Origin of the sequence: Rhodococcus sp. IEGM 1318 (assembly GCF_033142465.1) — a bacterium.
In the GTDB taxonomy this organism is placed as follows: Bacteria; Actinomycetota; Actinomycetes; order Mycobacteriales; family Mycobacteriaceae; genus Rhodococcus_F; species Rhodococcus_F qingshengii_B.
This window is the reverse complement of record NZ_JAWLSC010000004.1, coordinates 179,570-196,949: the sequence shown is the minus strand read 5'-3', so window position 1 is coordinate 196,949 and position 17,380 is coordinate 179,570. Positions and strand designations below refer to the sequence as shown.

The following is a 17,380-nucleotide window of genomic DNA, read 5'->3' as shown; positions in this document are numbered from 1 at the left end:
TCGCTCCAAGAGAAGGGACTGAGACCGTGCATTACCTGCTGATCGCTGCCATTGCGTTCTGCCTAGCCTCGGGGGTGCTGTCGGCGCTTGATGCCGCAGCAGGCAATCCGATGCGGGGCGCGATAACCTTGGCCGTTTCGTTGACGGCTGCGAGTGGGATGGTCTTCCTCGTGACAGACAATTCGACCACCCGGATCGGCGCTGTCGCGGGCACTGCGGCGGTCCTCGTTTTGCGTTTTCTCCCGAAGAGTTCTATATACCGACGACACACCGTTCCTCAAGCGGAATCGGCACCATGACCACCTTTTATGCGATTTGTGCGATTACCGCAGGGGCTGTGGCGTTGATCGTATCCACGCCCTACGTGATGTACCGCAGTCATGCGAGAACGATCTACTGGAGTTCGTCGATCCTGACCATCGTTTTCGCTTGGCTCACCGCTCCTCAGCGGTCGATTCTCGGACCTGTCCTCTTGTGCGGTTTCGCTGCTGTGTTCGTGGCGTGGTGGTGGACCCCCTTCCTCACGCGAAGGCATCCCACCGGATTCAACGATGTTTTCGGTGCTTGGCTGACACGGGCGCTCTACCGCGAGCAGAAGGATGCCCCTCCGGTAAACAGGTACGACAAACTGCACTACAAAGACACTGACCGCCAAGCACGAGATACCGATTCTGACGGAAATCAGGTCAACACCTGAGCCGGCGCGTAGAGCGCTTTGACGTGATGTCCTCAATACCACCCTCGCGCGTACCCGAACAGCTTGTAGTGAGATGCCATGGGAAACAGTACTTTCCACATGGCGGCGTACACTTGCCCGGTTTGCGCAAGCTGTACAGCAACCAGGATGATCGATGGCTCGAAGCTGCTCTTCGCGCAGCCCAATTCAGTAGCTGTCAGCGCCATCGCGAGCGGTAGTCCTCTTCCCCTAGTCTCTGCAGCTCATCCCATTTTTCGAGCATCCGCCTCGTCTGGACAGTTAATGATATCTAATATATTGAATGGAGTTCAGTAGTGGATCTGGTCAAGATTTCGCGGTATGTCGACTCGCCCGTGCTTGTGGAGATTGACGACTTGACACCACTTGAACGTATGGCGCTTCCGAATTATTGGTTGGATGCACTAAATGGTGACGTTGCAGCTCGAATTTCTGGGATATTGGACCAATGGGACGTATTTGGGCGACCGATATTGGGCGACACTTACAGAAACATTAAAGATAATCTATCTGACGTTCGATTGCTCAGGTCTGAAAATAGGTTCTTTCTTCTATATAGAATTATAATGGCAGACGGGACCGATCTCTGCTATTTGGGTACGCCGCCGGTAGTGGATGGTGATGAACTTCCAGGGTATTGGAATAAATTCCCCCCCAGTCTAAAGAATTTCTATTCAAATTTGCACAACGGTTGGTACTATATTGCCGGTAAGACTGTCGGGCCACTGCCTCTTGAAGATATGTTTCGAATTGGCAGCTTTGAATGGTCTATTCTGGACGGGCTGTCCCCTGAAGAGTACCCAGATCCGGCTCGTTGCATCGCGACATTCAGATCGGGCGGCGGCTATCTTTGCTTGTACTTTGGTGAGGAATCGACAAGGGGTGTTGTGTGGTCATCGACGGAACCCCCTGAACTGGTCGATTACTCCACTTACCTTGATATCTGGACCAACGTCGGACTCGGTGCCTAGAGCCTGCGCCTTGGATAGCCAGACTGGAGACAGACTAAGCAATTTGTGTGCGGTCTTGCCCCACGTGGCACGTGCCTCGGATCCAGTCTCCAAAGAGCAGATGATCAATTTGTCTGACCAAAAGGGATCTCTAGGTCATGATCGGTTTCGGGGGGGTACCTCACGCATCGACTCGTTTTCCTGCACCATTGCCGACGAATCGCTGATTGCGCTGGCGTTAAGGGTCGTACAGGGGCTGGCCGATATCTGGGACTCTCGTGTCACCGTGCTCTACCACCGGACCGAATCATCGCCTCAGCGCAACGTACCCGGCGACGCGACCGTGGGCAGTTGCACCTACTTCGGCCTTGAGTTGCTGATCGACGAAACGCAACTCCCGACCCAGGGTGGAGGCTTTTCCGTAGAGGAACAGAACGATCGTCATCCAGCGTGATCCAAGCGCCCTGTGGGCCGCCGACGATATCCGAAGCATCCGCGCTGCAGCAGGATTGCCGACCGGAACGACCGGAGGTGCGTCTACCCAAGGTTCACGAGGGCTCTGGCACCCTAGACGTGAAACCAGGCGTTCCCGCCCAGCTCACGAATGTGATGGCGTCTCCATCTTCCTCTGACGTGGTGACGACCGCCGAGCGTGGGCTCCTAAGTTCAATGATTGGAAAGGGCGGGGCGATGAGCATGTTCGGGCGGCGGCCGACGGTAGCCGGATATTGGGGCACGCGGGTGCAGTCGAGTCAGGAGGTGGCGCAGACGATGCGGGCTTTCCTCGATGATCTGGAAGCGGTCGACCCGGGGTTGGCGTTGCCGTGGGTCTCGACTGCCGAGTTCGACAAGGTGCCAGCCGATGTCAGCGTGGACGGGTTGGTGCGGATCTTCGAGCATTCCCGCTCGAAGGAGATGGGGTATTCGGACACCCCGGGACCGGGCTACGACATCGACTTGTCGCCCGAGGACGGGACCGCGCGCCGGGTCGGTGCCTGGGTCGGCGGGCTGGAAACCAGTGCTCCCAACAGTGTCCGGGTGTCGTTGCCGACGGAGACGCAGCTCACCGACAGCACCCGGCAGCTGCTCGGCCCTGACATCGGAGACGCGATCATGAGAGTGATCGTCAAGCATTGGAAACCGGATCGAGCTCGGTGGAGCATCGGCGACTACATAGATCTTCAGAATCGGTCGAAAGGTGAGGTCGAGGTGGGATGGGAAACATACTTCCATTCCGGAGTCACGTTCGATCGCAGCGCGCTGCCCCAATCTGCGGTGGTGGAGGAACTGCCCACTGGCATGTTGATTCGGTTGGGGGACAACCCTATGCAGGTCGCTGCCGCCGACATCGTGGCGGTGCGGACGGCGTTGGGTTACCCGGTGTAGGGCCAGGAACTGGTCCGGAGTTCACCATTGCATCAGACGTCGAGAAATGTGTTAACCGGATGGCCTGCTTCGCCTTTCGATAGTATTGCCAGATGGCACCCCGAACCGACTTGCTCGCGTGGCTCCTCGATTCGGATCCAGCGATTCGGTGGCAGGTGGAGCGCGACCTGCTGAACGAAGCGCCCACTGTGTGGGCGGCAACGCGCGCGGCGATCGCTACCAAAGGATTTGGTGCACGCCTGCTTTCATTGCAGGACCGAGACGGCCAATGGGCGGGTGGGGCGTTCTTCCCGGCAGCATTCGACTTCGCGGGACCCGAAGCAGCAGAACAAGGTTCGCAACCCTGGACGGCAACTACTTGGACGCTCAACTCCTTGCGTGAGTGGGGCCTCGATGCCGGTGTTCTGCGGGAGCGTCGTACCGCAGAACTGCTCGCGGAGAACTGTCGCTGGGAGTACGAGGGCCGGCCATATTGGAACGGTGAGGTCGATTGCTGCATCAACGCCTGGACGGTGGCAAACGGCGTGTGGCTCGACATGTGCGTTGATGAACTGGCTGATTGGTTTGTGCAGCATCAACTTCCGGATGGTGGATGGAACTGCGAGTGGATCAAAGGTTCGACGCGATCGTCGTTCCATTCGACGCTCAATTCACTCAAAGGGCTTCTCGCGCAAGAGATCGCGACCGGGGGAACAGATGAGACGCGCGCGGCTCGACGATCCGGTGAGGAATTCTTGCTGCGGCGCGGTCTGTTCCGGAGACTCTCGACCGGCGAACCGGTGGGGCCCTGGGTCGGCCGGTTCGCGTACCCGTTCGGGTGGCGTTACAACGTGCTCAACGCGGCTGAGTACTTCCGTGAAGCGTCGTTGTTTGACGGTATTGATCCGGATCCGCGAATGGCGGACGCGATCGAGGTGATCCGGGCCGCTCGAGCCTCGGATGGGACGTGGCTCCAGGCCGGTCGCCAACCGGGGCGGGTGTGGTTCGAGGTCGACACAGAGGCGGGGGGGCCGTCGAAGTGGCTGACTGTGTCCGGCATCCGAATGCTCGCCTGGTGGGATCAATCCTCCCCTCTAGGTTCTGCATAACAAAAGAGTTACAGCGAAAGAAATTTCACCGTTAAAGGTTATCGAAAGGTGATCTTCGACTTTCCAGTCGAAATATCCAGTACGGATGAAGAACATATTAACGGCAGGATTGCCCTCGGTGCTGTGAAGGTTAACCATCTGAACAGGTGAGAAGATGTTCGGTGAAGTTACCTACCCGATTGGATAGGTGGGTCACCGACGTTGGTAATCGAATAAGGCGCTCGCCGCCCTCTTGGTTAGGGAGCTAAGTCCCGAGCTGGCAACAGCATTTCTGCTGCGAAAGTGGTGCTCACCTGCGGCTACATTCCCAATCTCGCAAGACTTAAACCAATTTCGGCGAGATTTAATCCCGCAATTGTAGGTTGTGGAGCGTCCGCAATGTTTAGGCAAAGTCCTATCTTTTCCCAGAACAATGCTCTACTAAACGTGAAAACCGGATGTTCCCCCGATTTTGCTGAGAAGGTGCAACTATGGGGCGTAGCGTAACTGTCGCAGCGAACCGGAACATCGCGAATTGCTGCTCTAACCAATGACTTTGTTCAGATCCGAATATTGCTCGGAGGTCGTCGATGTCGATGGAAATAGTGTTAGCCGAAGCAGTGATAGACAGCGGGGACACGGCGTGGGTGCTGATCTCCGCGGGCCTGGTTCTGTTCATGGTTCCCGGACTCGCCTTCTTCTACGCCGGTCTGGTGCGCGGTAGCAGTGCGCTCGTCATGTTGCAGCAGAACCTCGTCCCACTCGGACTCGTCTCGATTACCTGGGTCGTGTTCGGATACAGCTTCGCGTTCAGTGGAGACTGGGGTTCCGGCTTCCTCGGTGACCTCAAATTGTTCGGCTTGCAGGACATACACACAGCCGCCGCCCCGGGCTTCCACCTGATCGAAGGTGCAGTCGCGGTACCGACTCTGGCGTTCGTGGTCTATCAGATGATGTTCGCGATCATCACGCCCGCGCTGATCACCGGTGCGACCGCTAACCGGCTCAAGCCCTTGGGCTGGGCCGTTCTGCTCGTGCTGTGGTCGATCATCGTCTACCCCCCGATTGCGCACTGGCTCTTCAACCCCGAAGGCTGGTTGGCGCTCCGCGGAGCTCAGGACTGGGCCGGCGGAATTGTTGTCCACGCATCCGCCGGTGCCGCCGCCCTGGCAATCTTGCTGGTGGTCGGTAAACGTCCGGGATGGCCCAACGCCGAGGCGGTCCCTCACTCGGTGCCTTTGGCGTTGATCGGCGCGGGCATCCTGTGGTTCGGCTGGTTCGGATTCAACGCAGGCGACGGTCTGGCTGCCAATGGCGTTGCAGCGCAGGCACTGATGAATACGCACATCGCGGCAGCGGGTGGCATGGTCGTCTGGCTCGTCATCGAGAGGTATACCGAAGGCAAGGCCACGGCGATCGGCGGAATCACCGGTGCAGTAGCGGGTCTGGCGACCATCACCCCATGTGCCGGCTTCGTCAGCACCTTCTCCGCGTTGGCGATCGGCGCGCTTGCCGGACTGGTCTGCCACTTCGCGCTCGCGCTCAAGTCGATCTTCAAGTTCGACGACGCGCTCGACGTCATCGCGGTCCACTTCATCGGCGGCATCCTCGGTTCACTCCTTCTCGGTTTGTTCGGCGAAAAGGCGATCAATTCGATCGGCCGCGACGGACTCTTCTTCGGCGGCGGCGCCGGACTACTCGGCGAGCAGGCGTTGGCATTGATCGTCGTCATCGCTTTCTCGTTCGTGGTGACCTGGCTGATCGCCACGGGCATCGAGAAGACCATCGGTCTCAAGCTGGCTCCGAAAGACCAGGTGGACATCGACCGTCGTCAGCAAGGCATGGACGCGTACCGCTACAACGCCGCATTCGTCGACGCGGGTGGTGCGCCGCAGACCAGCGGGTTCGACTCGGGGGTCCTGGTCGAGGGGGCAAAACTTGTTCCGAACCTCGACGCCCCGAAGCACGAACTCATCACCGCGGTGTTGCAGACCATCGAGTCCGAGAAGCTACGGGAGGCGCTGCTGGCCGCTGGAGCGGAGTCGATAGTCGTATCGGAAGCGCATGTCTCCGCCAGCGACTCGGCCTCACTCAAGTTCCGCGGGCAACGCAACGACGTCGTGTTCACCGAGCGGTTGCGTGTCGAGGTGCTGGTCGCCTCGGAACATGCCCAGGCGGTCCTGGACGCGATCAACGAGTACTCGGGCGGCAGGAGGAGCGGTTTCGTCCAGCAAGCGGCCGAACCACTCACCGAAGCGACGGAACAGGGGAGCTGACATGTATTCGACGACAGGGAGTTACCGCATGATCGACAAGGAGCGTTCGGAATGCATCTGACACCGCGAGAACTCGACAAGCTGACAATTCTCATGTTGGCGGATGTCGCTCTGAGACGAAAGGCCAAGGGACTCAAACTCAACCACCCGGAGTCCGTCGCGGTCATCACGGCGGCCGCGCTGGAGGGAGCTCGGGAGGGTAAGACGCTCGAGGAGGTCATGGCCGACGCATCGCACGCCTTGACGGTCGACGACGTGATGGAAGGCGTCGCGGAGATGATCCCGCGCGTGCAGGTCGAAGCGGTGTTCCTCGACGGTAGTCGGCTCGTCACCGTGCACTCTCCGATCCAGTAGCCCGTCCGAGATGTCAGGAGTACTCCAAGATGGCAAGCAAATCGACGAAGAAGGATTCCGGCGGCGAGAAGAAAGTGCCGGTCGGCGGATACGTGTTGCGGGACGAGCCGATCGAACTGAACGAGGGTCGTCCTCGTTTGAAGCTGCGAGTCCGAAATACCGGTGACCGTCCCATCCAGGTGGGTTCGCACTACCACTTCATGGAAGTCAATCGCGCGTTGTCGTTCGATCGTGAACAGTCCTTCGGCTGGCGCCTCGACATTCCAGCGGGCACGGCGGTCAGATTCGAGCCGGGCGACGAGAAGGAAGTGACATTGGTGCCGTTCGGCGGCAAGCAACGGGTTCAAGGCTTCAACGGACTTGTCGACGGTTGGGCGCCGACCCACGCCGCCTACCGCCCTCGGCTTCCCGGAGCCGTCCAGCGTGCCGAAGAACTCGGCTTCCTGTCCGAACCTCAAACCGACTGATTCTCGTTCACGGCGGACGAAGGAGAACAACACCCATGACAAGCATTTCGAGACAAGAGTATTCGGGCCTGTTCGGGGTCACCACGGGTGACCAGATCAGGCTCGGCAACACCGACCTGTACATCGAGGTCGAGGAAGATCTTCGAACCATCGGAGACGAGTCGATCTACGGTGGCGGCAAGACGCTGCGCGACGGCATGGGCCAGGATCCGGAGTCGTGCAGCATCGACGGAGCCCTCGACCTCGTGATCACCAACGTGGTCATCGTCGATGCGACCATCGGCGTCGTCAAAGCGGACGTGGGAATCAAGGACGGGAAGATCGTCGGCTGGGGAAAGGCGGGAAACTCCAGCACGATGGAAGGCGTCACCCCAGGGCTGACGACCGGTCCGGCGACCGACGCGATCTCCGGTGAGCAGATGATTCTCACTGCCGCCGGCATCGATCCACACGTGCACCTCGTGTCGCCGCAGCAGGCGTATCACGCGCTCAGCGGGGGAGTAACCACGCTGATCGGTGGCGGCATCGGCCCGACCGACGGCACCAACGGCACCACGATCACTTCCGGTATCTGGAACATGGAGATGATGCTCAAGGCCAACGAGGGTTTGCCGGTCAACGTCTGCATGCTGGGCAAAGGCAACTCGTCCGGGCATCAGTCGCTGGTCGAACAGATCAAGGCCGGTGCGGCCGGTCTGAAGGTCCACGAGGACTGGGGCGCAACCCCGGCCGCGATTCGTGAGTCTCTGCGGGTGGCAGACGAAATGGATGTCCAAGTCGCCATTCACACGGATACGCTCAACGAGGCCGGTTACGTCGAGGACACCATCGCGGCCTTCGAAGGACGCACGATTCACACCTATCACAGCGAGGGCGCGGGCGGCGGTCACGCACCCGACATTCTGAGGGTGACGGGAGAGGACAACGTACTTCCCGCGTCGACCAACCCGACGCTGCCGTACGGCATCAACACTCAGGCCGAGCTCTTCGACATGATCATGGTCTGTCACAACCTCAATCCCAAAGTGCCCTCCGATGTTTCATTCGCCGAGTCCCGCGTTCGCGCCGAGACGATCGGTGCCGAGAACGTACTCCAGGACATGGGCGTCATCTCGATGTTCTCGAGTGACTCTCAGGCGATGGGCCGCGTCGGAGAAAACTGGCTACGCGCGATCCAAACTGCGGACTGCATGAAGCGGTCCCGCGGAAAGTTGCCCGAGGACTCGCCGACGCACGACAACTTCCGTGTGTTGCGTTACGTCGCGAAGGTCACGATCAATCCTGCGCTGACGTTTGGTCTTTCGCATGTGGTTGGGTCGATCGGTGTCGGGAAGATGGCCGATCTTGTTCTCTGGGAGCCCGCATTCTTCGGGGCGAAGCCGAAGACGATCATCAAGAACGGTCTGATCAGCTGGCACGCCATGGGAGATCCGAATGCGTCGCTCCCGACGCCGCAACCGGTGATCTACCGGCCGATGTTCGGTGGATTCGGCAAGGCGTTGCCGCAGAGTTCGGTCTCGTTCGTCTCGCGAGCGGCACTCGACGACGGCATCAAGGATCGGCTCGGTCTCGAACGTCAGGTTGTTGCTGTCGAGGGAACCAGAACAGTCACCAAGCGTGATTTGGTTCGTAACTCGGCCACTCCGGAAATCAAGGTCGACCCGGAGACATTCGCGGTGACCGCGGACGGTGTTCACGCTTACGTCGAACCTGCCGAATCCATTCGCTTGAACCAACTTTACTTCTTCAGTTAGGGGTCTCCTGTGTCGGGAACAATCACACACACGCACGGCGCCGATGCGACGCCACACACGCACGGTGAGATGACAGCGCCAAGCGGCAAGCCGACGCGAGTCGACGCGCTACTCGGGAAGGAGACCGACGAGGAGTGGGCCGGTCGACTCGAAAAGGCTGTAGTGGACGTCTTGTCGCTCGATCAGTGGGAAGCGCAGAAGAGTCGATTGCGACGCACCACGATCGGTGGCCGTGAACTGGCCGTCTCGCTCGATCGCGGTATCCAGTTGCAGGACGGCGACATTCTGCTGTGGGACGAGCCGGAGAACACCGTCGTCGTGGCCAGAATCAACCTCAAGGACGTGTTGGAGATCGACCTGAACGCACTGGTCGACGTCACGCCCGAGAAGATGATTCAGACGTGCCTGGAGTTGGGACATGCCGTGGGTAACCAGCACTGGCCTGCGGTGGTGAAGGGAATGAAGGTCTACGTTCCGTTGACCGTCGACAAGGCGGTCATGGGCTCGGTGATGCGTACGCATGCTTTCGAGGGCATCGAGTACACCTTCATCCCGGGCGCCGAGGTCATTCCCTACATCGCTCCACACGAGGCACGCCGCTTGTTCGGTGCGGCCGCGCGTGAGGGCGAGGGGCATACCCATGACCCTCTCGTCTGAGGGGTCTGGGCTCAGCATCAACCGCGCGATGCGGATGATGCAGTTTTCCGATTCCATGTTCCCGGTCGGTTCCTTCTCGTTCTCCAACGGTTTGGAATCGGCCGTGGCGCAAGGGATTGTCACGGGAGGTCCGTCGCTGCGGGAGTTTGTGCTCTCGGCCGCCCATCAGGGCGCGACGTGCGACGGTATCGCCGTACTCGCGGCGCACCGGGGCGCGACCGCCGGTGACTTCTCGGCGATCCTCGCCGCCGATCATGCAGTGATCGAACGCAAGCTCAACGAAGAAGCACGCACGATGAGTACCCGGATGGGTAAGAAGTTGGCCGAACTCGGCGGGCGCTTGGCCGGTGAGACCCTGTTCAACAAGTGGTTGGCCGCGATCGCATCGGGGGAGACGCCGGGTACCTACCCCGTCGGCCTCGGAATTGCTTTCGCGGAGATGGGTTCTCCGGAGGAGGACGCTTTCACGGTCAATCAGTACGGTGTCGCGATGACGTTGCTCGGCGCTGCCCTTCGCATCGTCCGAGTAGATCACCTTGCGACACAGGAGATTCTGTTCGAGGTCAACCAGACCGCCGGCCGTGAGTACGCCGCAGTGCGTGACTACGGACTCGACGACATGTCCAATTTCGCCCCGATGATCGACATTCTGGCTGCGGTGCACGTCAAGGCACATGTCCGAATGTTCATGAACTAGAAGGAGAACGATGAAGAAGACAACTCGCATCGGAATCGGCGGACCCGTGGGTTCGGGTAAAACCGCGCTCATCGAGGCGATCACGCCGGAGTTCATCAAGCGAGGCACCAGCGTTCTGATCATCACCAACGACGTGGTCACCACCGAAGACGCCAAGCATGTGCGCAAGGCTCTCAAAGGTGTTCTCGTGGAGGAACGCATCGTGGGCGTCGAGACGGGTGCCTGCCCACACACTGCCGTTCGCGAAGACCCGAGTATGAACCTCGCGGCCGTCGAGGACATGGAGAAGACATTCCCTGACACCGACGTGGTGTTCATCGAAAGTGGTGGCGACAACCTCACGCTGACGTTCAGTCCGGCTCTCGTCGACTTCTTCATCTACGTCATCGATGTGGCCGCAGGCGACAAGATTCCGCGCAAGAACGGTCCGGGAATCTCGCAGTCCGACATCCTGGTCATCAACAAGACCGATCTCGCACCGTATGTCAACGCCGATCTCGGAGTCATGGATCGCGACTCCAAGGGAATGCGCGGTGACAAGCCGTTCGTCTTCACCAATTGCATGACCGGGGAAGGCATCAAGGAAGTGGTGGACCTCATCGTGCACGGAGTCCTCTTCGACGAAGAGGAAGTGGGAGCGAGCGTACCGTGAGTGCACCGCCCGTCCCGGGAGCATCGCGGTCGCTCCCGGGTCCGATCCCGACCATCCCGGAACTCGATCAGTACCAGGACCAACCGAAGCAGGCCCCGGCCGGCAAGGTCGGAAAGACCGGTGTTCTCGAGATGCGATTTGTCGACCGCGGCGACAAGACGATTCTGCGGGACATGTACCGCAAGACACCGCTGCTGGTTCAGCAGGCGTTGTACTGGGACGAAGCGTTGCCGACCATGCCGTGCGTCTACATGATCTCCACGTCCGGCAGTGTGTTGCAAGGTGATCGACTGTTCCTGACCATCGAGATGGAGGCGGGTTCCCTCGCGCACGTGACCACTCAGTCGGCCACGAAGGTCCACCGGATGGATGCCAATCACGCGTCGCAACTCCAGAAAGTGGTGCTCGCGGAGAATTCGTATCTCGAACTGATGCCGGGGGTGACGATCCCACACCGCAACGCGAGGTACTACGCGCGCACCGACATCACGGTGGATCCGACTGCAACGCTGTTGTTCTCGGAGATCGTGATGTCGGGTCGCAAGTACCACGACGGCGGAGAGATGTTCGTCTACGACCTGTATTCCACGTTGATCAAGGCGAAGCGCCCGGACGGGAAGAACCTTTTCACCGAGAAGTTGGTGATCGAACCGGCACGCTTTCCCGTGCGATACGGCGGAATCATGGGCGACCACGACGTGTTCGGCAATGTCATCCTGTTGACACCGAAGGACCATGCCGACGCGATTCTCGAAGAGATAGTTCCGGGCCGTGACGGCAAGGTCGTTTCCGGAGCGAGTCGGCTACCGAACGACGCCGGTCTCATCTTCAAAGTCCTCGGTCCGGAGAGCGAACCCGTCAAGGCGAAGGTCCGTGATTTCTGGGCTCTGGTGCGAAAGGCAGTTCTGGACACCACCATTCCGCCTGTCCCACTCTGGGGATGACGCGGATCGCCGGAGAAGGATCGAGGGACGTGCGATGACCACCATCACCAAACCTTGGGACGACGTCGCGGACAAGAACGTCGTGCTCAGATTCATCGACACGAATCTCAAAGGCTCCGGGCAAGTGATGTTTCAGGGCAATGCGCTGACCGGCCTGCTGTTTCTGGTCGGCATCTTCTGGGGCGCGATAGCCGCGGACACGATCACCGTCGCGATCGGCGCCGTGGTGGGTCTGGTGGTATCCACCGTCACCGGCATGATGCTGCACTCCGACGACGATTCGATGCGTATCGGACTGTACGGATACAACGGAATTCTTGTGGGGGCTGCCTTTCCGACGTTCCTTGCCGGCAGCGTGATGCTGTGGATCTACCTCGTGGTGGGAGCTGCCGCGTCGACCATCGCGTTCCTGGCTGTCGCCAATGTCTTCAAGACCTGGGGCGTACCGGCGCTGACCTTTCCGTTCAACCTCGTCAACTGGTTCTTCCTCCTCGCGGCGTTCCAGTTCCTGCGGATCGAAACGTCGGACCTCAGCGCCGGCCAGTTTCCCCAGCACATCGGGGAGGCGTCGGCTCATGCCGACATCACTTTCAGCTTCCTGTGGGACACTCTGTTCCGCAACGTCTCCCAGATATTCCTGATCAATAACACCATTACCGGAATCATCTTCGTGATCGCGCTGCTGGTCGCGTCGCGTTGGGCGGCGGTGTTCGCGCTCATCGGTTCGGCGATAGCAATGGGTTCGGTGCTCGCGCTCGGCGCCAACACCGTCGACGTCGGCAATGGTCTGTACGGGCTCAGTTCGGTGCTGACGGCAATCGCCCTGGGCTCGGTGTTCTACAACCCGTCGTGGCGTGTATTCGTCTACACAGTCTTCGGAGTGTTGGTGACTGTTGTTATCCACGGCACCCTGGTATCTGCCTTCGCTCCGATCGGTCTGCCGGCGGGCACCGGTCCGTTCGTCTTCGCGACGTGGCTGTTCCTGCTGCCGAAGAAGAAGTTCGTTCCTGTCCAGCACGACACCATCGAGGGTGGAGCGGCCGAGGGCAGGGATTCGATCGCAAAGGCGAACGGATAGACGGGCCGAATTGGCGAGGCGCCCGTACGCTGGGGCACACCGATGAGTTGATCCGATCGCCCCGCCACTCTCGAAGGAACGCACCTAAATGACAGACTCCAGCGCCCCTCGCATCCATCTCGGCCCCGTCGAGGATCCGCACATTGCCGACGGAATTCGCGGAGTCGGTGGGGTTCTCGTTCCACTCGCCGAGGCAGAAGGCGTGGTCTGGGTACATGGTCCGGACACGTTCCCGTCGTCGCTACCTGACTCGGTTCGCTGGGTGCAGTTGCCCTTCGCCGGGATCGAGCCATGGTTCGATGCCGACGTGATCGACGACAAGCGGGTCTGGACGTCCGCTGCCGGGGCTTACGCGGGCAATGTGGCCGAACATACGATGATGCTCCTCCTCGCCGGAGTGCGTTCTCTCCCCGAACAATTGGCGGTGCAGTCGTGGCGAAAAGAAGAGTTCGACCCGCGAGTGGGTACCTTGCAGGGCTCGACAGTGGCGATCATCGGTTGCGGCGGAATCGGCCGTGCGCTGATCCCGTACCTCGCCGCGTCCAAGGTCAGAGTCATCGCCGTCACCCGCTCGGGAACCCCCGTCGAAGGTGCCTCCGAAACGCTCTCGGCCGATCGAACCGGTGAAATCTGGTCCCAGGCGGATCACTTCGTGATCGCAGCACCGTCGACGTCCGCGACGCGGCATCTGGTCGGCAAGGCTGAATTGGACCAGATGTCGGAGTCGAGCTGGATCGTGAACATTGCACGCGGCAACCTGGTCGACACGGACGCGCTGGTCGATGCTCTCGAAGCTGGTTCGATCGCCGGGGCGGCACTGGACGTCACCGACCCCGAGCCGCTGCCGGACGGGCACCGGTTGTGGAAGCTCCCCAACGCGATCATCACGCCCCACGTCGCCAACCCGGCTACGACGCTCACACGTGCGCTGTCAGATCACGTGGCCGCCAACGTCGCTCGATTCGCTGCGGGTGAGGACCTTGCTGCGGTAATCGATCCGTCGGCGGGCTACTGAACCGACAGAACGCGCAGATCCTCGAGACCGTCCAAGACGGGAACTCTCCACGACGCAAGCTCTTCCGGCCCCTGTTCGTCCCACAGCTCGAATAGTTCCGAATCGGTCGATGCGATGGTGCGCTCCACCATCTCGATCAGCCAGGTGATCCGCTCGCTGGTCAGGGCCGCGGTGAAGGAATCGAGATCGAGGTCTTGGGTGGCAGGGTCGCGCTTGCGATCGGCGCGCACGATCAGGACCAATTCGAGCAAGGCGACGGCGATTTGGCCGCCGTCCACCTCGAGGTAGTCGTCCTCGAATGCCCACTCCACCGATTCGAAGGTGAAGTCACCGTGTCCGATGGACGCGATCAAATCCCCTGCACCGTCGTTCTCGAACGGTCCCGATCCCCACGCGCCCACTGTCTGCTCTTTTCCGATTGCCGTCTCAGCGCGCTTCGAGCGCGATCTTCGCTCCGAATCCTAGAAGAACTGTTCCGGTTATGCGCTCGAGTGCCTGTCGCACTCGGGGCTTCTCGAAGGTGCTACGCGCCCGCGAGAGAAGGATCACGTAGCAACTGAGCCAGATGATGGTGATGGCTGCGTGGATGAGCACGAGCAGTGCAAGCGACGGTCCCGTCGGCCACCCGGCCGGAACCAACTGTGGCAACAGCCCGGTGTAGAAGACGGCGATCTTGGGGTTGAGCAGGTTGGTGGTGAAGCCCGTCTTCCAGGTTCCGGCGTTCTGCGACCGAGGAGTGCCGACATCGTGTTGCAAGCGCGATGAGCGACTCTCCCACAGTGCTCGTACCCCGAGATAGATCAGATAGGCGGCGCCCGCGAGCTTGACGACGGTGTAAGCCTCGGCGGATGCGGCCAGGATCGCCGACAGCCCGAGAACGGTCAGCAGCCCCCACACGAGGAGGCCGGAGACTATGCCGGCCGCAACCCGGAATCCGGCGGATCTTCCGGCGCCGAGCGCAGCCTGCGTCACGACGGCCATGTCCGGCCCGGGGACCAGAGTCAGTAGGGCGAGCACAGCTGTGGCAGCGAGCAGAGCGGTCAGCATGCAACAAGTATGAAGTCGGGGTGGGGAGCGTTGTCGGCCGGTGGTGTCGTGCCTGTGAACAAAGAATGGCGTGACGGTGTGAACTGCGTGGACACGCCCGGAAACCGGCGTCTCGCGAGCCCTGTTCGACAAAGTTATGCACACTGTGGGTGAACGGATCGTTGCAGGTAGGAGGAATAACTCTGTTGTAATTCATCCTTTTGTCCACAGGTTATGCACAACTGGGAAGTGTATGTGAATGAAGTTATCCACACCTGTGTGTGCATCGGTGGAGAACTGTCCAACTCCATTGGATACCCGCGAGTAATAAATCCCAACCAGTGGGTTGACCCCGGGACGTTCGTCCTGTCCAATCGAGGGTTAGCGATAGTCGTGCGATGCTCAGGGGGCGCTTGACGGATGCGGAGATTTGGGTTTGTCGGAATTGTGTTGGTCGTGCTCGCGCTTGTTGTGGGCGGAGTGGCGTATGCCGAACCGGCGCCTGAAAATCCACCAGGAGATCTGGCCGGTCAGACCGGCGCCCACATCAATCGCATAGAGCGGTTGTCGCCCACTCGCAGTGCCGTGTTCGTCGATTCGCCGGCGATGCGACGCGAGGTGCAAGTGCAGGTTCTGCATCCCGCGACCGACGCCGGCGCGCGTCCGTCCTTCTACCTACTCGACGGCGTCAGCGCCGGTTCGGAATCCGGATACTCCGAGAGCACTTGGACCCAGAAGACCGACATCGAAACATTCTTTGCCGACAAGAACGTCAACGTCGTTCTCCCCGTGGGCGGTACCGGCAGTTTCTACACCAACTGGAAGAACGACGATCCGAATCTCGGTGTGAACAAGTGGGAATCGTTTCTCGCCGAGGAGCTTCCGGCATTGATCGATTCGGCGTTCTCCGGAAACGGGACGAACGTGGTCGGTGGGGTGTCCATGGGTGCACTCGGCGCGGCCAACCTCATCACACATCACCCGAAGCTCTACACCGGATTAGCTTCGTACAGTGGCTGTCTCGACAACTCCGAGTCGTCCTCGCAGGATTCCGTGCGGCTCACCGTGGCCAGCAAAGCCGGCGACGCCACCAACATGTGGGGCCCGGCATCGGACCCCGATTGGCAAAAGCACGACCCGTCCACCAACGCGGAAACGCTGCGTGGGAAGACGATCTATGTCTCCTCGGGCACGGGTGCGCCCGGAGACTACGACAACATCTTCACTCCGAGCGGACTGCAGACTGCCATCGAAGGCGGACCGCTCGAGGCGCTCGCGAACACCTGTACGCAACTGTTCGAAGCGAAGTTGGGGGAACTGTCGATTCCCGCAGTGTTCGCGTATCGGAACGACGGCACCCATTCATGGCCGTACTGGCAAGACGCGCTTCACGATTCCTGGCCGACAGTGAAGACGGCGCTGGGAATGTGAACTGAGAGTTACTCGGCCAGTGCCAGTTCGAGCAACTGGAGCGCGCCGTCACGGGTCTGCGCAGCCGCGATGAATCCGGCCTTGTGGCAGAACACCGAACTGTCGACGCCCGTCTCGGCGGCAAGATCCGAGCCGTTGAGGCCGCGCCACTGCTCCGGCAGCAGCTTTCGTGAACCGAACTTGGAGTCGGCGGGCTTCACTGTCTGAATCGACCAGCCGCCGTTGGTGTTCGGGAAGATCGTGAACAGCAATTCCGGTTGGGCCGATGCGGCGCGGCCGTGGGGAACGAAGCGTTCCAATACGACGAAGCGCGGATCCGTTGCCTTCTCGTAGGTCTCGGTGAACTCGCGTTCGGCTGCCGCGTCGCCGGCGTACTTGGCGCGCAGGCGAATCAAGACCTGAGTTGCAAGAACTACTGCCAGCTCGAACTGGGTGTCGAACTCCTCGTCGGTGGACGAGATCGGATTGAACAGGTCCAGCACGGACGACAGATCAAAAGGCTTGGTGCCGAAATCGTTGAGGGTGTAGATCTCCTGGCCGTTGTCGACGGCGTCGATGCCCTCGACCAGCCGGCTGTCGATCCGTCGGAACACGGACGCGTCGCCCTCGCAGAACTTCAAGCCGTATTCCTGCCAGAGCAGACCGAAGGCGGAGTACAGAATGCCGTTGCTTCGCTCGCCGGCATCACGCTGGTGGTGGTCGAAGCGGCCCTCGGCCGGGTTGTAGCGACCGCCGACGTCGAGCACGATGTCCGCGCTGTCGAGGACGTCCTCGTCACGGCTGCGAACGACGGTGGCGTCGGGGTACAGCTGCTTGAGCAGCGATACGCCGAAGACGTCGTCTGCATGGAACTTGCCGTTATGGGTCGCGATGATCACCCGTCGAGACTAGGCAATCGAGCGCGGGGATGC

General features: G+C 60.4%; 20 protein-coding genes. 15 read left to right on the top strand and 5 right to left on the bottom strand.

The features are described from left to right. Positions 1-31: 31 nt before the first annotated feature. Positions 32-214 carry a hypothetical protein gene (locus R4P65_RS11850; RefSeq protein ID WP_125461318.1) on the bottom strand — a complete coding sequence of 61 codons (183 nt, stop codon included), beginning with the start codon at positions 212-214 and terminating at the stop codon, positions 32-34. Between the two features lie 81 nt (positions 215-295). Here R4P65_RS11850 and R4P65_RS11845 point away from each other — a divergent pair, with 81 nt between their 5' ends. Next, on the top strand, positions 296-697 hold the full coding sequence (locus R4P65_RS11845) for a hypothetical protein (protein ID WP_042950357.1): 402 nt from the start codon (positions 296-298) through the stop codon (positions 695-697). A 314-nt stretch (positions 698-1,011) separates the two neighbouring features. Continuing rightward, complete coding sequence (locus R4P65_RS11840) at positions 1,012-1,686, top strand: hypothetical protein (protein ID WP_317826622.1); 675 nt, start codon at positions 1,012-1,014, stop codon at positions 1,684-1,686. 286 nt (positions 1,687-1,972) lie between these two features. Here R4P65_RS11840 and R4P65_RS11835 read toward each other — a convergent pair whose 3' ends face one another. Next, on the bottom strand, positions 1,973-2,110 hold the full coding sequence (locus tag R4P65_RS11835) for a hypothetical protein (protein WP_317826621.1): 138 nt from the start codon (positions 2,108-2,110) through the stop codon (positions 1,973-1,975). Positions 2,111-2,355: 245 nt separating this feature from the next. Here R4P65_RS11835 and R4P65_RS11830 point away from each other — a divergent pair, with 245 nt between their 5' ends. The 12 genes from R4P65_RS11830 (at position 2,356) to R4P65_RS11775 (ending at position 14,012) form a co-directional block, all read left to right on the top strand. Beyond that, positions 2,356-3,051 carry an Imm52 family immunity protein gene (locus R4P65_RS11830; RefSeq protein WP_317826620.1) on the top strand — a complete coding sequence of 232 codons (696 nt, stop codon included), beginning with the start codon at positions 2,356-2,358 and terminating at the stop codon, positions 3,049-3,051. Between the two features lie 92 nt (positions 3,052-3,143). Continuing rightward, complete coding sequence (locus R4P65_RS11825; protein ID WP_317826619.1) at positions 3,144-4,139, top strand: squalene cyclase; 996 nt, start codon at positions 3,144-3,146, stop codon at positions 4,137-4,139. 569 nt (positions 4,140-4,708) lie between these two features. Then, positions 4,709-6,394 (top strand): ammonium transporter, encoded by a 1,686-nt coding sequence (gene amt, locus R4P65_RS11820; protein ID WP_317826618.1) that lies wholly within the window; start codon positions 4,709-4,711, stop codon positions 6,392-6,394. 51 nt (positions 6,395-6,445) lie between these two features. After that, entirely contained in the window at positions 6,446-6,748 is a 303-nt protein-coding gene (locus tag R4P65_RS11815) for an urease subunit gamma (RefSeq protein WP_003943837.1), read from the top strand. A gap of 29 nt (positions 6,749-6,777) precedes the next feature. Further along, complete coding sequence (locus tag R4P65_RS11810) at positions 6,778-7,215, top strand: urease subunit beta (protein WP_003943812.1); 438 nt, start codon at positions 6,778-6,780, stop codon at positions 7,213-7,215. Positions 7,216-7,250: 35 nt separating this feature from the next. Beyond that, the gene (locus R4P65_RS11805) at positions 7,251-8,969 is read left to right on the top strand and encodes an urease subunit alpha (RefSeq protein WP_317826617.1); all 1,719 of its coding nucleotides are present in this window, start codon (positions 7,251-7,253) and stop codon (positions 8,967-8,969) included. A 9-nt stretch (positions 8,970-8,978) separates the two neighbouring features. Then, positions 8,979-9,626 (top strand): urease accessory protein UreE, encoded by a 648-nt coding sequence (ureE, locus tag R4P65_RS11800; protein ID WP_317826616.1) that lies wholly within the window; start codon positions 8,979-8,981, stop codon positions 9,624-9,626. Continuing rightward, positions 9,610-10,323: an urease accessory protein UreF gene (locus R4P65_RS11795; protein WP_042447677.1), complete on the top strand. Its 714-nt coding sequence runs from the start codon at positions 9,610-9,612 to the stop codon at positions 10,321-10,323. Before ureE ends, R4P65_RS11795 begins: the two co-directional genes overlap by 17 nt. 10 nt (positions 10,324-10,333) lie before the next feature. Continuing rightward, positions 10,334-10,975, top strand: a complete 642-nt coding sequence (gene ureG, locus R4P65_RS11790; RefSeq protein WP_003943822.1) for an urease accessory protein UreG — start codon at positions 10,334-10,336, stop codon at positions 10,973-10,975. Further along, a complete protein-coding gene (locus R4P65_RS11785; protein ID WP_230816648.1) occupies positions 10,972-11,919 on the top strand; it encodes an urease accessory protein UreD in 948 nt (315 codons plus the stop codon). The genes ureG and R4P65_RS11785 overlap by 4 nt, the downstream gene beginning before the upstream one ends. Before the next feature lie 34 nt (positions 11,920-11,953). Next, positions 11,954-12,997: an urea transporter gene (gene yut, locus R4P65_RS11780; RefSeq protein WP_317826615.1), complete on the top strand. Its 1,044-nt coding sequence runs from the start codon at positions 11,954-11,956 to the stop codon at positions 12,995-12,997. Positions 12,998-13,085: 88 nt separating this feature from the next. Beyond that, entirely contained in the window at positions 13,086-14,012 is a 927-nt protein-coding gene (locus R4P65_RS11775; RefSeq protein WP_317826614.1) for a D-isomer specific 2-hydroxyacid dehydrogenase family protein, read from the top strand. Here the strand turns inward: R4P65_RS11775 and R4P65_RS11770 are convergent. Continuing rightward, the gene (locus R4P65_RS11770) at positions 14,006-14,413 is read right to left on the bottom strand and encodes a DUF4259 domain-containing protein (protein WP_317826613.1); all 408 of its coding nucleotides are present in this window, start codon (positions 14,411-14,413) and stop codon (positions 14,006-14,008) included. The genes R4P65_RS11775 and R4P65_RS11770 overlap by 7 nt on opposite strands. Positions 14,414-14,438: 25 nt before the next feature. Beyond that, the gene (locus R4P65_RS11765) at positions 14,439-15,059 is read right to left on the bottom strand and encodes a LysE family translocator (protein WP_317826612.1); all 621 of its coding nucleotides are present in this window, start codon (positions 15,057-15,059) and stop codon (positions 14,439-14,441) included. A gap of 399 nt (positions 15,060-15,458) precedes the next feature. Here R4P65_RS11765 and R4P65_RS11760 point away from each other — a divergent pair, with 399 nt between their 5' ends. Then, positions 15,459-16,469, top strand: coding sequence for an alpha/beta hydrolase (locus tag R4P65_RS11760; RefSeq protein ID WP_269068555.1), 1,011 nt, complete (start codon positions 15,459-15,461; stop codon positions 16,467-16,469). An 8-nt stretch (positions 16,470-16,477) separates the two neighbouring features. Here R4P65_RS11760 and R4P65_RS11755 read toward each other — a convergent pair whose 3' ends face one another. Further along, positions 16,478-17,347 carry an MYG1 family protein gene (locus tag R4P65_RS11755; RefSeq protein ID WP_317826611.1) on the bottom strand — a complete coding sequence of 290 codons (870 nt, stop codon included), beginning with the start codon at positions 17,345-17,347 and terminating at the stop codon, positions 16,478-16,480. Positions 17,348-17,380 lie beyond the last annotated feature (33 nt).

Bases quoted from the DNA above. Each gene is read 5' to 3' on its own strand.
- amt (WP_317826618.1), top strand. From the start codon at position 4,709: ATGTCGATGGAAATAGTGTTAGCCGAAGCAGTGATAGACAGCGGGGAC.
- R4P65_RS11805 (WP_317826617.1), top strand. From the start codon at position 7,251: ATGACAAGCATTTCGAGACAAGAGTATTCGGGCCTGTTCGGGGTCACC.
- R4P65_RS11795 (WP_042447677.1), top strand. From the start codon at position 9,610: ATGACCCTCTCGTCTGAGGGGTCTGGGCTCAGCATCAACCGCGCGATG.
- R4P65_RS11830 (WP_317826620.1), top strand. From the start codon at position 2,356: ATGAGCATGTTCGGGCGGCGGCCGACGGTAGCCGGATATTGGGGCACG.
- R4P65_RS11845 (WP_042950357.1), top strand. From the start codon at position 296: ATGACCACCTTTTATGCGATTTGTGCGATTACCGCAGGGGCTGTGGCG.
- R4P65_RS11815 (WP_003943837.1), top strand. From the start codon at position 6,446: ATGCATCTGACACCGCGAGAACTCGACAAGCTGACAATTCTCATGTTG.
- ureG (WP_003943822.1), top strand. From the start codon at position 10,334: ATGAAGAAGACAACTCGCATCGGAATCGGCGGACCCGTGGGTTCGGGT.
- R4P65_RS11810 (WP_003943812.1), top strand. From the start codon at position 6,778: ATGGCAAGCAAATCGACGAAGAAGGATTCCGGCGGCGAGAAGAAAGTG.
- R4P65_RS11760 (WP_269068555.1), top strand. From the start codon at position 15,459: ATGCGGAGATTTGGGTTTGTCGGAATTGTGTTGGTCGTGCTCGCGCTT.
- R4P65_RS11825 (WP_317826619.1), top strand. From the start codon at position 3,144: ATGGCACCCCGAACCGACTTGCTCGCGTGGCTCCTCGATTCGGATCCA.
- R4P65_RS11775 (WP_317826614.1), top strand. From the start codon at position 13,086: ATGACAGACTCCAGCGCCCCTCGCATCCATCTCGGCCCCGTCGAGGAT.
- R4P65_RS11835 (WP_317826621.1), bottom strand. From the start codon at position 2,110: ATGACGATCGTTCTGTTCCTCTACGGAAAAGCCTCCACCCTGGGTCGG.
- yut (WP_317826615.1), top strand. From the start codon at position 11,954: ATGACCACCATCACCAAACCTTGGGACGACGTCGCGGACAAGAACGTC.
- R4P65_RS11765 (WP_317826612.1), bottom strand. From the start codon at position 15,059: ATGCTGACCGCTCTGCTCGCTGCCACAGCTGTGCTCGCCCTACTGACT.